We start from the raw sequence: 12,070 nt of genomic DNA on the forward strand, positions 1-12,070 counted from the left end.
ACGGGAGAGACCAACGCCCCGACGCCTGATTTCCCTGAGAGCGGAGTACCGCCCGCTGCGGGAGCTCCGGAATTTCAGTTGCGGGCCACTGCCGAGGCAAGCGCAGGCGAGAGATCGCCTATCGGCGACACGACAACGTCGTCGAGCCCCAGCCAGTCGGCCATGAGGCGAAGCTCAGCAGAAAGCTCGACGGCGGTGTCCGCCGGGGCGTCCGCTTCGGCGTGGGCAGCACGCACCAGAAGCTGCCTGCGCGCGCGGTCGGCCTTGAGGTCTACCCTCGCAACCACGGCGTCACGGAGAAGGAAGGGCAGCACGTAGTAGCCGAACTTGCGCTTTTCCGCCGGCGTGTAGATCTCGATCCGGTAATGGAAGCCGAACAACTCCTCAAGCCTTCTACGCTCAAAGACCAGTGAATCAAAGGGGCTGAGCAGGGCGCGGCCCGTGGCGGTCCGGGGAAGCCTGGCCTCCACATGCCGGTACAAGGCCCGGTCCCAGCCACGTACCGTGACCGGCTCGAGACGCCCGGTGGCTACGAGCCTTTCGACCGATGCTCCAGCTGCCTTTACCGGAGTCCGGAAATAATCGGCGAAACAGCGGATGGTTCCGATGCCATGGGCCTGGGCTGCGGCGTCGATCAGCCGGTCCATGGCCACCGCCGCCATGTCGGAGCCACCGAACGGGAGCAATCCTGCGCGGGCGGTGACGGCAGGCAATCCCGGCGGCAGAACCCGCGATGTGAGCGTGTACCGGCGCTCAAACTGCTCTGTCCTCGACGCGGCCGTCACGAGGCCCTCTTCAAACAAGTGCTCCAAAACCCTTTTGACCAGGTTCCAGTTCCAGCCCCAGTTATCGTGCTGCCGGTCTTCCTGGTGCCCCAGGTACGCGGTCAATTGAGCGGCGGTCATGGGGCGCCCGGATGCGAGCGCCCCGAGGATCCGGTTCGCCATGTCCTCCCGGACTCCCGGTTCCAAGTGGGCCGCGCCAACCCATGCACGGTTCTGCCAGAGCAGCAGGTCCTGGAAGTGTTCCGGGCGGATGAAGCTCGCCTCGTGCGCCCAGTACTCCATCATGCGCCGCGGACTCCGCCCGGCCATGGCATGAAGGATGCTTCGGTCGTAATTGCCTAGCCTTGAGAAGAATGGAAGGTAGTGACTGCGTGAGAGGACATTGACGGAGTCGATCTGCACCACTTGGAGGCGGGCAAAGGTGCGGCCCACCGTCCGTGAGGTCACGGGGCCGGTGGGCCGTTCCTTGTCCAATCCTTGGGCTGCCAATGCAATCCGCCGTGCCTGCGGGAGGCTCAGCGAAGCGGCCATGCCAGTCCTTTCATGGGAAATACGAATGCGGCCTAGGTTGTGGCGGCCTGGTCATTCGAGCGGTAGGCGTGGATCTTTTCCTCCACGGGTTCGTCTCCTGGTTCGCACGTGGAGTCCAGAGTGATGACTCCATAGGTCCAGCCACGGCGACGGTAGACAACCGACGGCGTGTTGGTTTCCTTGTCCACAAACAGGTAGAAATTGTGGCCCACCAATTCCATGTTGTCCACCGCGTCATCAAGGGTGAGCGAAGCGGCGGGGAAAACCTTGCGACGAATCAAGACGGGGGAATCACCGACCGGAATGTCGTTGTCGACATCGTAAGGCGAGGTCTCCACTTGTGGCGTCGTTGACTCCTGGTGGTTGCTGGCCTCGACGTAAATGGGTTCGCTCGCGCTGGCAGGCTCAAGCGTCGCAGTAGCCTCACGAACGGCTTTGGGGGTGTGGCGGCCGTGGTGGACCTTCTTGCGGTCCTTGGCCCTGCGGAGTCTTTCAAGCAGCTTGCTGTAGGCGAGATCAAAGGCGGCAAACTTGTCAGCGGCGCTCGCTTCGGCCCGGATCACAGGGCCCCGGCCCAGAACTGTCACTTCCACCGTGAGCTGGCCCGGTGTCTGGCGCGGGTTGGTTTCTTTTGAAACCTTCGCGTCAACCCTCTGGACTTTGTCCCCAAGCGATTCAATCTTTGAAATCTTCTCGCCGGCATACTCGCGGAAGCGATCCGAAACGGTCAGATTACGGCCGCTGATCATGAACTCCATGGTGCCCTCCAAACAACTCGGTGACACGATAAGGGCGCTTCTCGGGGGCTGATCTGACGGACAGTCGAGCCCCTTTCCGAGCCGCTATCGACAGGTACATCTGTTCTTGGTACCCATAACCGACGTTAGTTCATCGACACGGGTAATTCATCCTTTCGTCATTTATTTTTTGTTTGAGTCGATACGGGACTGAATGCTTGGTCCGCTCCTAGGAAGGTCGCCACCGGCTGGCGGCCGGATGGCTGCGAGGACGACCGCTCCACACACCACACCTCCGGCCGCGGACACTGCCCGGGCGGCTTCGGCGAGGGTGGCACCCGTGGTGAGGACGTCGTCGACGATAACGCAGGCCTTCCCCTCCAAGGAACGTTTGCGGAGCAGCCGAACGGTCATGGAGCCGCGCACACGGCGGGCGCGCTCACCGCGGCCCAAGCCTTTTTGCCCGCTTTCTGAAATGACAACCGGGCCTGGAATACTGTCGAACCTGGCCAGAAGTGCGCTGATGAGGGGCGGCCCTGCGAACGCGGGCGCCTTCTTCAACGCATCCGCCACGCGCAGGCCCGGGATAGCGTCCAGGCGCCGCAGGCGGGCAAGCAAGAGATGGACGGGGCTGAATCCACGACGCCGGAACGCCGCGTTGCTGCTGGGAACAGGCACAAGACAGATGTCTACGCGGTCTCCGACGGCGGACCGGATGGCTTTGCCCAGGGCCGGCGAGAGCACTGATGCGAGCCGTCCCTGGCCCAGGTGCTTGAAGGAAAGCAAGGCTTGGGCAAGTTCGTCCCGATAGTGTCCGCCTGCGACGACGGGCAGAATCACGGACCCATCCACGGTGAGCAGGGCCGGCGCCTGCCCTTCGGCGCGGAATGGACGGTTGCACAGAAGGCGCAACTGACGTGCGCAAGCGCCGCAGAGCGAGGAATCCTCGGAACCACAGCACACGCACTCCACGGGAGCCAGGACGGCGAGCAAGTCGACGAAGGCATCGTCGACACCCTGCGCGAACCTCGCCAATCGGGCGTGCGGCCCCAGCCGGGACGACGTCTAGGTCAGCGTCACGCGCCCGGCTGCGACTTTCAGTACCCATGCCCCAAGCATCCGGCTCCCCTCCCAGGGCCAACACCGCGCAAACGGGCTATGTGGAAAACCCGCACCTGGCCGAGGGCATCTAGCCCGGGAAGGAAGGATCCACCGGGCCCTTGAGTTGCAGTTCCCAGCCGTTCCCCACTCGTTGGAACACACCCGCCCCGGACTGTCCGAAAATCTGCTCGGGTCCGTTGCCCGCGCTGATGCTCGTCAGGTTAGGCCACGCAGGCAACAGCTGCGGCTGGCCCGAGGTCAAGGACAACAGTTCTGGAACCACATTCCCGGTTGACGAGGCTTTCATCACCGCGACCGTCGTGGAATTGACCCACACGCCTTGGTCAACGGGGGAGGAAGAAAACAACGTTGTGGGTGCGGTCAGATCCTTGGGCGTGCCGTCAGGATTGCGGACAATGCCGGTCACCTGCACCGATGACTTGCCGTTCATCTCAGAGATGACCAGCGCACGCGTCCCTTCACGGGATACCCGGAAGTCCCGCACCACGCGCCCTGCCAGCCACGCGGGCGTGATCGTCACGGTGGGGACGGGCTGGCCTTGAGGAATGTCCGACGGTTTGAACGCCACGACCTCTGTGGCACCGCTGGCTCCCGGACCTGCCGTCCAGACCCAATCCTGCGGGCTGAAGGAGGGATGGCTCAGCGTGCTCCTGGTTGTAAGTTGACGGGCAGGTTGGCCGGGAATCATCGAATACAAGGAGGTCCCGGCACCGTTGAGGAAGGCCACGGCCTGGGACGTCGGGGACTCGGCGGGGGCGCTCGGGTTCAGTGCGGCCACCGGCTGCATGTCCGGAAGGGCCGAGACCCTGTTGTTTTCGTAACGCACGAGTTCGTTGTTGCTGATGGCGATTTGTCGTGCCGGAGCGTTCTTCTCAAGGACAGGCGGCAGGACCGAACCGTTGTCCTCCACCCGGACCAGGTCCTGGTCAGCCCGCAGCTGGACGTTGACCACGTCCGGCTGGCTACGGAAGGTCAAGGCCAGTTGGTTTTGCATGCGCTGCCGGTCCTCGGCAGAGGCATCCACGAGTTCCTTCGCGGAAAGATCCACTTGGGCTGCTCCCGACACAACCGGCACCGACTCCCTCGCCAGCTTCATGCCGGAAGGAAAGGCGCTGACCACCGCCCCTTGGAGGTAAGGCGCGGGACCGTCGAGCAAGGCACTTGTCATTGCCTTGACGGTGTTTTTCTTGATGAACCACCGGACGTCCGGAACCGCATAGGTAAACGTGGGGTCATAGAAATAGATGGGCTGGGCCGCGTAGATGACTTTGAACGTCTCTTCCGGGATCGCGGTGCCGTCCGGGACCGACGAGATCCGCCACTCGCCGTCGACCTGTTCGAGCGTCACCGGAATTGTTTCGGTGGTTCCTTCCGGGAACTGCGTCGCAACGCCGTCGGCGTCAACTGAGTAGGCGAGGTCCAGCTGGTACTTGAACTCGTTTTCCACGCCGGTCTTGACGACGGTCGCCTTGCGGAAAACGAGCGTCCGTTTGTCGGACTTCCAGCTGACGGACAGCGCCTGCGTGAGATATTGCCGGGCCACCGCGTAGTCACCTTCGTAACCGCTGCCTGCACCATAGAAGTCTTCGATGATCGACTCCGGGGTGGCACCGGGGTGTGGTGGCGGAGGGAAGAAGACGGGAGCATTCGGGTTGCCCGCGCTCTCGTCCTTGCTCTTGCCTACCGGACCGGACCGCGGGATCTGCGCGCAGGAACTGAGGACCACCATGAGGGCGGCAAGAACGGCGATCATGGACCTCAACAGGTACCGGCGCCGGGCCAGAGAGGAGCGTCGGGAACTCAAGATACCGTCCCCCCTTGGGCATTGCCGGCGTCTTGGGCATTGCCGGCGTCGTCGCTGCCCGGCGGGGGCGTCGAAGGCGGCAGTGACCCGGCGTCCTCCGGCCCCGTATCCGCAGCGGAACCGCGTTCCGCGGGCGGATCGCCCGCATCCAAAACCAGCATCTGGCGCTCCGGAGCGGCACCCGGCAAATTGATGTCTGCGGGTTCAAGCTGCAGAGGTGACTTCACAATCGTGCCACCCTTCTTGAGAGGCAGGGTCAGCCGGAAGTTGGAACCTGCTCCCTTGCGGCCCCAGGCCTGCAACCAACCGTTGTGGAGTTTGGTGTCCTCCGCGGCGATCGAAAGGCCCAGTCCGCTGCCGCCAGTGGTCCGGGCACGCGCGGGATCGGCGCGCCAGAAACGGTCGAAGACCCGCGCGGCTTCCGCCGGGGTCATCCCGATCCCGAAGTCACGCACCGAGATGGCCACGGAGTCTTGGTTCGCTGCAACGGAAACGTGGACAGGTTTCCCCTCGCCATGTTCGAGGGCGTTGAGCAGCAGGTTCCGCAGGATGCGGTCGATCCTGCGGGCGTCCATCTCGACGATGATGCGCTTGTGGCGCGAGGCAAGGCGCACTTCGGAGCCGTACTCCGCGGCAACGGGCGAAGCGCCGTCGATGACATGGGACACGACTTGGAAGATGTCGGTCGGCTCCGCGTCCAGTACCGCGGCACCGGCGTCGAAGCGTGAGATCTCCAGAAGGTCCGAGAGCAACGACTGGAAACGCTCCACCTGGTTGTAGAGCAGTTCCGCGGAGCGCTTGTTGATGGGGTCGAAGTCGTCGCGGGCATCGAACAACACTTCCGCTGCCATCCGAACGGTGGTGAGCGGTGTCCGGAGTTCATGGGACACATCAGAGACGAACCTCTGCTGCATCTGGGACAACGTGGCCAGCTGCGTAATCTGCTCCTGAAGGCTCGCGGCCATGTGGTTGAAGGAGGCGCCGAGCCTGGCCACCTCGTCTTCGCCCTTGACCACCATCCGCTCCTGCAACTGGCCTGCGGCCAGCTTCTCGGAGACGACGGCGGCGTGGCTCACGGGACTCACGACGTTCCTGGTCACGTACCAGGCGATACCGCCGATCATCAGGATCAGAGCGGCGCCGCCGGCCCACAGCACATTCTGGATTTCGTCCAGGGTTTGTTGGGCGGTGTCCAGGTCATAGAGGAGATAGAGCTCATAGACCGTGCCGTTGAACGTGACCTTGTTGCCGACCGCGATGCCGGGGTGGTCCTGGTTGCCCACAGGGAACTCGGTGGAAGCCCAGTATTGGTCCTTGCCCGATTCCTGCACGGCCTTACGAAGAGCCGGAGGAATGACACGGACCGTCAACTGATCCGAGGCCCGCGATTCCACCCACCGGTTACGCGGCTTCGTTTGTTCGGGCATCGCTTCGAAGACGTAACGCCGCTGAATGACCGAGCCGTTGCCCTCCACCGCTTTCAGCGTGTCATAGACGAGGGTGATCACGCTGGATTGGTCGTTGGCTTGTGAACCGTCGAAGGTGTCCTGGACCTGCTTGACGTAGTAGCGGCTCTCTGATTCGGCTTGCTTCAAACGCTCCTGGAACAAGTTGTTCGCTATTTGGTTGGAGAGGTACGCGCCGACCACCGCAAAAGACACCATCGACAAAACGATCGTCACCGCGACGGTCCGGAATTCCAGGGACCGGCGCCAACGGCGCAGCAGGGCGCGCCACAAATACCGGATCCCCGGCCGGATGTGGCGGAGTCCGGTCACCACAAGGCGGGAGACACGCAGCGCGAGGATCAGGGCACGGCGCGTCCAAATGCGGGTGCGCTCCAGGATCCACGGGAGATTCAGTGCCCGGGCGTCCGTGTGTTCCGGGACAGGATGTCCCGGAACGGGATGTTTGACCTTGGTCGCGGCCTCGTGGTCAGTGCCGGGCTCGCCGGTGGAAGACTCAGGCGCCTGCTTTATATCCGACACCACGAACCGTCAATACAACTTCAGGAGCTTCCGGGTCACGCTCGATCTTGGACCGCAGCCGCTGGACATGGACATTGACCAAGCGGGTGTCGGCAGCGTGGCGGTAGCCCCAAACCTGCTCAAGGAGCAGTTCACGGGTGAAGACCTGCCAGGGCTTGCGGGCCAGGGCGACCAACAGATCGAACTCCAGGGGAGTCAGCGAAATCCGCTCTCCGCCGCGGGTGACCAAGTGGCCCGCAACGTCGATGGTGACGTCGGCAATCCGCAGGGTCTCGGGCGCCTTCTGGTCTCCCGGGCGCAGCCTGGCTCGGACCCGGGCCACGAGCTCGGCCGGTTTAAATGGCTTGGGCACGTAGTCGTCTGCGCCGGATTCGAGCCCGCGGACGACGTCGGAAGTGTCCGATTTGGCGGTGAGCATGACAATCGGAACGTCTGACTCCCCGCGGATCTGGCGGCACACTTCGATGCCATCCGATCCGGGCAGCATCAAGTCAAGCAGCACCAGATCTGGCTTCGAGGAACGGAAGACCTCCAGCGCTTGCCCGCCGTCCGCGCAAAAAACCGGGTCGAAGCCGTCGTTCCGCAGCACGATGCCGATCATTTCGGCCAGCGCTTCGTCGTCGTCTACTACCAGGATGCGTGCCTTCATAGTTATATATTCCCTTATCACCAAGCCTTTGTCCCGTTGAGCCCGATCACGGCATGGCGCGCTGCGGCCCGCAAGCGGTTGGGCTATGAGGCGCGGCTGCGGAACTATAGGCTGGTGCGAACGGCCCCTCTCGGGGTCCGTGCATTGCTGCGGACGCATCTCTTGGGGAGGAAAACGTGTCACAGCCAGACCCGGGCAACCGGCCTGAACAGGGACCGCAGCCGTGGGGCGGCCAGCCGCAATGGGGCGGCACGCCACAGCCCGGCCCTCAGCCGTGGGGCGGCCAACCACAATGGGGCGGCGCGCCACAGCCCGGCCCTCAGCCGTGGGGCGGCCAGCCGCAATGGGGCGCGCCGGTGGATCCGCGCTGGCCGGCTGGCGGTCCACCGCCCTATGGGCAGCCGCGCTATGTGGCTCCCCCGAAACCCGGAATCGTGCCGCTTCGTCCGCTCTTCTTCGGTGAAATCATGGACGGCGCTTTCCAGACCATCCGGCGGAACGCCAAAACGATGTTCGGTTCCGCCCTTATTGTCCAGGCAATCACCGGCGCATTGAGCGGGGTGGTCGAGATTGCCACGCTTGGGATGGCCCAACCTCCCGCAGGAGGATTCACGAGCCAGGACGAGGCGACGCAATACCTCAGCCCGCTCCTTGGCGCGACTGCCGGAATTATGGGAATTTCCCTGCTCGCCATGGTGCTTACGGCCATTCTTCAAGGGGTCATGGCCATCCCCGTCGCCAGATCGGCATTGAACCGGCCCACCGGGTTCAAGCAAATGTGGTCGCTGGCCCGCTCGCGCATCTGGCCGCTCGTCGGATTCGCATCCCTCCTCCTTGCCGGATCGTTGCTGTTCCTCCTCGTCCTGTTCTTACTAGCCGCCCTCATCGTGACTGGATCAGGGCCGGCCGGGGTGCTGTTGCTTCTCCCGTTGGGATTCGGCGCGCTGGTCGTATTTGCCTGGATCTACACCAAGCTCTTGGTGGCCCCGGCCGCAATCACCATAGAAGAACTTGGCGTCTTCGCCGGTCTTCATCGCTCGTGGACCCTTACCACCTGGAATTGGTGGCGGATCTTCGGAATCACGCTGCTGGTGTCCTTCATGGTGGGCATCATCGGGGAGGTAATCCAGATTCCCTTGCGCTTGGCGTCCGGTGGAATGACTTCCGTGTTCGCGCCCCACGCCGGTGCCGCCCAAGTGACCACGACGTCGATCGTCCTGCTGGTGGTTTCGCTGATCGTAGGGGCCCTCGTAGGCGCAGTCGGCTTCGCTTTCCAAACCTCCGTAGCAGCCCTGATCTACATGGACCTGAGGATGCGGCGCGACGGGCTGGACGTGGAGCTCCTGCGCCTTCTGGAAACCGGGGAAGATCCCGACGGCGTTCCAGGCCGCCGCCGGGCACGTCAAGCCGGTGCGCAATCGTGGCCGCCGGCAACCGGTCAGGGCTTCCCCACAGGATGATTCCGGCATCCGCAGCCTTCGCCTTTCTTTTCGCTGCCTCCGAGCCTCCCGTTGATCCGGACCGTGGGGAAGCCCAGCGCTGGGCGGTTGAGGAACTGTCCAAACGGCAGTACGCATCGGCCAGACCCAGCTGGATCGATCAGGTGTGGAACCAGTTCATCGACTGGCTCCGCTCCTTGAACGGCGGTTCCATCACCGGTCCGAACTTCAGCTTGCCGTTGATCGGCGCCTTGGCAGTGGTCCTCATTGTGGCCGCCGTGATACTCGTCCGGCCGAGGCTCAACGCCCGGAAGAAGACGTCGGCGGAAGTTTTCGATGGCGAGGCAACAGTCGACGCAGACGGCTTTCGCGCCCGTGCATCCGCCGCTGCAAGCCGTGAAGACTGGCCCTCGGCCGTCGTCGAGCAGTTCCGCGCTGTGGTTCGCTCCGCGGAGGACCGGGCGGTCATTGACATCCAGGCCGGCAGGACCGCGGACGAGGCGGCTGCCCAAATCGGGCGTGCCTTCGGGTCAGCCAGATCGCGGCTTGAGGAAGCAGCCAGGATTTTCGATGGCGTGAAATACGGGAAGGCAACCGCCACCGCTTCCGACCATGCTGCCGTGCTGGCCTTGGACAGTGATTTATCGGCCATGAAACCTGACTTCTCCGGGCAATCCGCCGACGGCATGGCGGTGCCGCGATGACAACCCGCCCCATCGCACCAGGTCCCATCGCACCAAACCCCATGACACCAGGCCCCGGCCAAGCAAAGGCACGAGGTCCGGCAGGCCGATTCCGGGACTGGGCGAGCCACCATGTGGCCTGGATCATTATCGGAGCCATCGTTGCGGTACTGGGCATTGTCACCTTGGCCCAGTCTTCCGCGAACACCGACAAGGCGCCCCTCTCTGCAAGCAATCCCGCACCGGACGGTGCCATGGCCGCGGCCGAAATCCTCAGGCGGCACGGAGTCACGGTCGTGGAATCCGATTCCTTCGCGGCCACGACTTCGCTGCTGGCGGGGAAACCACGCGCCACTGTCTTCCTGTATGACCGCAATGGCTATCTCGACTCGGCGCAGTTGCATAGCTTGCTGCAATCGGCCGGACGCGTGGTGGTCGTAGCCCCTGGCCACCGAACCCTGGCGGGACTAAGCAGCGAGATACATAACGCCGGAGTGGTTCCAGACAGCACGCCAACGTTGGAAGCGGGCTGCGTTCAGGCTGACGCGCTCGCCGCAGGTCGTGTCTCCGGCAAGGGCGCACTCCTTTACACCGGCGCCGAAGAGACCTGCTACAGGCCAAGCAGCAGCGACGGCGGGATCTACGCTGCCAGTGCGGACGGCCGGCTGGTGGTTCTCGGCAGCACGGCCCTGCTCAGCAACGACCTCCTGCAGGCAGAGGGCAATGCCGCCTTGGCCCTTCGAACCCTCGGGCCGACGCCGGACCTCGTCTGGTATCTCCCGGGGCTCGGAGACGTGCCAAGCGACGGCAAGCCGCCGACGCTGAATGATTTGGCGCCGCCGTGGGTTGGCTTCTTGGGATTGTGGTTGGCGGTGGTCGCGTTGCTCGCTGTGGTGTGGCAGGGCAGGCGGCTTGGTCCACTCGTGTTCGAGCCGCTGCCGGTAGTGGTCAAAGCTGTAGAAACCGCCGAAGGCCGCGCCCGCCTCTACCAGGATTCCCGCGCTTTCAGCCAGGCAGCCGATAACCTCCGGGCCGGCACCTTGACCAGGCTTGCCAAGCACTTCCGTCTGGGCCCCGACGCCGGAGCGAATGCCGTCCTCGATGCCGTGTCCCGAAAGATCAACCGGCCGGCACAGGAGCTGCGGATGCTGCTGCTGGACCACCGGCCACGCACGGAATCAGAACTGGTCCAATGGGCACAAAGCATTGAAAAACTCGAGCAGGAGGCAACGGCCCCATGAGCAATCACGCAATGAGCAACCACGCAATGAGCAACCAAGCAAACAGCTTCACCGACGGCAGCGATGGCTACTCCGGAGGCCCGGCGTCGAACGGTCCGCCAGCGCAAGCCCCCAGCCACTCCGACCCTGCCCGCAAGGCCCTGCTGGATGTCCGCCACGAGGTAGGCAAGGCCGTCGTCGGGCAGGATGCAACGGTGACGGGCATGCTCATAGCGCTGTTGTGCGGGGGGCACGTCTTGCTGGAAGGTGTACCGGGCGTTGCCAAGACCCTGCTGGTGAGGGCTTTGTCCACGGCACTGAGCCTGGATACGAAGCGCGTCCAGTTCACGCCGGACCTGATGCCCGGTGACGTCACCGGCTCGCTCGTCTACGACTCGCACACCTCCGAATTCACCTTCCGCGAAGGACCGGTATTCACCAACATCATGTTGGCGGACGAAATCAACCGAACGCCGCCCAAGACCCAGGCTTCGCTGCTGGAAGCCATGGAGGAGCGCCAGGTATCGGTGGATGGACTTTCCCGGCCCTTGCCGTCGCCGTTCATTGTGGCCGCCACGCAGAACCCGGTGGAGTACGAGGGCACGTATCCCCTGCCTGAGGCCCAGCTGGACCGCTTCCTCCTCAAGCTCTCCATGCCGTTGCCCGGACGGGCCGAAGAGATCGAGGTGGTCCGCAGGCATTCGGAAGGTTTTGATCCGCGCAACTTGCTGGCTGCGGGAGTCAGGCCGGTGGCGGGGGCCTCCGAACTCCAAAATGCGCGCGAGGCGGTGGCCGGAGTGACAGTGGCCCCCGAGATCCTCGGCTACATCGTGGACATCGTGCGGGCGACGCGTGCGGCGCCGTCGTTCCAGCTGGGGGTCTCCCCGCGTGGCGCCACAGCCCTGCTGAACACCTCACGTGCCTGGGCATGGCTGTCCGGACGCAACTTCGTCACCCCGGATGACGTCAAAGCACTCTCCCTGCCGTGTTTGCGGCACCGGGTCGGACTTCGTCCCGAAGCCCAAATGGACGGTGTGCACGTGGATGATGTCCTCGGCAGCATCCTGGCTTCTGTCCCGGTGCCCCGCTGATTGGCCGCGCTCATGACCCTT

Annotated in this window: 10 protein-coding genes; 4 read left to right on the forward strand and 6 right to left on the reverse strand. The window is 64.0% G+C overall.

The window, feature by feature from the left end; all coding sequences use genetic code 11:
- Positions 1 to 74: 74 nt before the first annotated feature.
- The 6 genes from J2S96_RS07755 to mtrA form a co-directional block, all read right to left on the reverse strand.
- A complete protein-coding gene (locus J2S96_RS07755) occupies positions 75 to 1,316 on the reverse strand; it encodes a winged helix-turn-helix domain-containing protein (RefSeq protein WP_306861534.1) in 1,242 nt (413 codons plus the stop codon).
- A 32-nt stretch (positions 1,317 to 1,348) separates the two neighbouring features.
- Complete coding sequence (hpf, locus tag J2S96_RS07760; protein ID WP_306861535.1) at positions 1,349 to 2,074, reverse strand: ribosome hibernation-promoting factor, HPF/YfiA family; 726 nt, start codon at positions 2,072 to 2,074, stop codon at positions 1,349 to 1,351.
- A 162-nt stretch (positions 2,075 to 2,236) separates the two neighbouring features.
- Positions 2,237 to 3,088 (reverse strand): ComF family protein, encoded by an 852-nt coding sequence (locus J2S96_RS07765; protein ID WP_306861537.1) that lies wholly within the window; start codon positions 3,086 to 3,088, stop codon positions 2,237 to 2,239.
- A 154-nt stretch (positions 3,089 to 3,242) separates the two neighbouring features.
- Complete coding sequence (locus J2S96_RS07770) at positions 3,243 to 4,928, reverse strand: LpqB family beta-propeller domain-containing protein (RefSeq protein WP_306861764.1); 1,686 nt, start codon at positions 4,926 to 4,928, stop codon at positions 3,243 to 3,245.
- Between the two features lie 47 nt (positions 4,929 to 4,975).
- A complete protein-coding gene (gene mtrB / locus J2S96_RS07775; protein ID WP_306861766.1) occupies positions 4,976 to 6,841 on the reverse strand; it encodes an MtrAB system histidine kinase MtrB in 1,866 nt (621 codons plus the stop codon).
- A gap of 100 nt (positions 6,842 to 6,941) precedes the next feature.
- Complete coding sequence (gene mtrA, locus J2S96_RS07780; RefSeq protein WP_059387541.1) at positions 6,942 to 7,616, reverse strand: MtrAB system response regulator MtrA; 675 nt, start codon at positions 7,614 to 7,616, stop codon at positions 6,942 to 6,944.
- Between the two features lie 176 nt (positions 7,617 to 7,792).
- Here mtrA and J2S96_RS07785 point away from each other — a divergent pair, with 176 nt between their 5' ends.
- From J2S96_RS07785 to J2S96_RS07800, 4 genes are read left to right on the forward strand one after another with little or no spacing between them, the layout of a single operon-like run.
- Positions 7,793 to 9,076, forward strand: a complete 1,284-nt coding sequence (locus tag J2S96_RS07785) for a proline-rich domain-containing protein (RefSeq protein WP_306861538.1) — start codon at positions 7,793 to 7,795, stop codon at positions 9,074 to 9,076.
- The gene (locus tag J2S96_RS07790; RefSeq protein WP_306861540.1) at positions 9,073 to 9,759 is read left to right on the forward strand and encodes a DUF4129 domain-containing protein; all 687 of its coding nucleotides are present in this window, start codon (positions 9,073 to 9,075) and stop codon (positions 9,757 to 9,759) included. The genes J2S96_RS07785 and J2S96_RS07790 overlap by 4 nt, the downstream gene beginning before the upstream one ends.
- Entirely contained in the window at positions 9,756 to 10,979 is a 1,224-nt protein-coding gene (locus J2S96_RS07795) for a DUF4350 domain-containing protein (protein WP_306861541.1), read from the forward strand. Before J2S96_RS07790 ends, J2S96_RS07795 begins: the two co-directional genes overlap by 4 nt.
- Before the next feature lie 26 nt (positions 10,980 to 11,005).
- Positions 11,006 to 12,049 (forward strand): AAA family ATPase, encoded by a 1,044-nt coding sequence (locus tag J2S96_RS07800; protein WP_306861768.1) that lies wholly within the window; start codon positions 11,006 to 11,008, stop codon positions 12,047 to 12,049.
- Positions 12,050 to 12,070: the final 21 nt, after the last annotated feature.

Origin of the sequence: Arthrobacter bambusae, from assembly GCF_030812595.1 — a bacterium.
GTDB classification, from domain to species: Bacteria; Actinomycetota; Actinomycetes; order Actinomycetales; family Micrococcaceae; genus Arthrobacter; species Arthrobacter bambusae_B.

Bases quoted from the DNA above. Each gene is read 5' to 3' on its own strand.
- J2S96_RS07790 (WP_306861540.1), top strand. From the start codon at position 9,073: ATGATTCCGGCATCCGCAGCCTTCGCCTTTCTTTTCGCTGCCTCCGAG.
- J2S96_RS07800 (WP_306861768.1), top strand. From the start codon at position 11,006: ATGAGCAACCAAGCAAACAGCTTCACCGACGGCAGCGATGGCTACTCC.
- J2S96_RS07770 (WP_306861764.1), bottom strand. From the start codon at position 4,928: ATGATCGCCGTTCTTGCCGCCCTCATGGTGGTCCTCAGTTCCTGCGCG.
- J2S96_RS07795 (WP_306861541.1), top strand. From the start codon at position 9,756: ATGACAACCCGCCCCATCGCACCAGGTCCCATCGCACCAAACCCCATG.
- J2S96_RS07755 (WP_306861534.1), bottom strand. From the start codon at position 1,316: ATGGCCGCTTCGCTGAGCCTCCCGCAGGCACGGCGGATTGCATTGGCA.
- hpf (WP_306861535.1), bottom strand. From the start codon at position 2,074: ATGGAGTTCATGATCAGCGGCCGTAATCTGACCGTTTCGGATCGCTTC.
- mtrA (WP_059387541.1), bottom strand. From the start codon at position 7,616: ATGAAGGCACGCATCCTGGTAGTAGACGACGACGAAGCGCTGGCCGAA.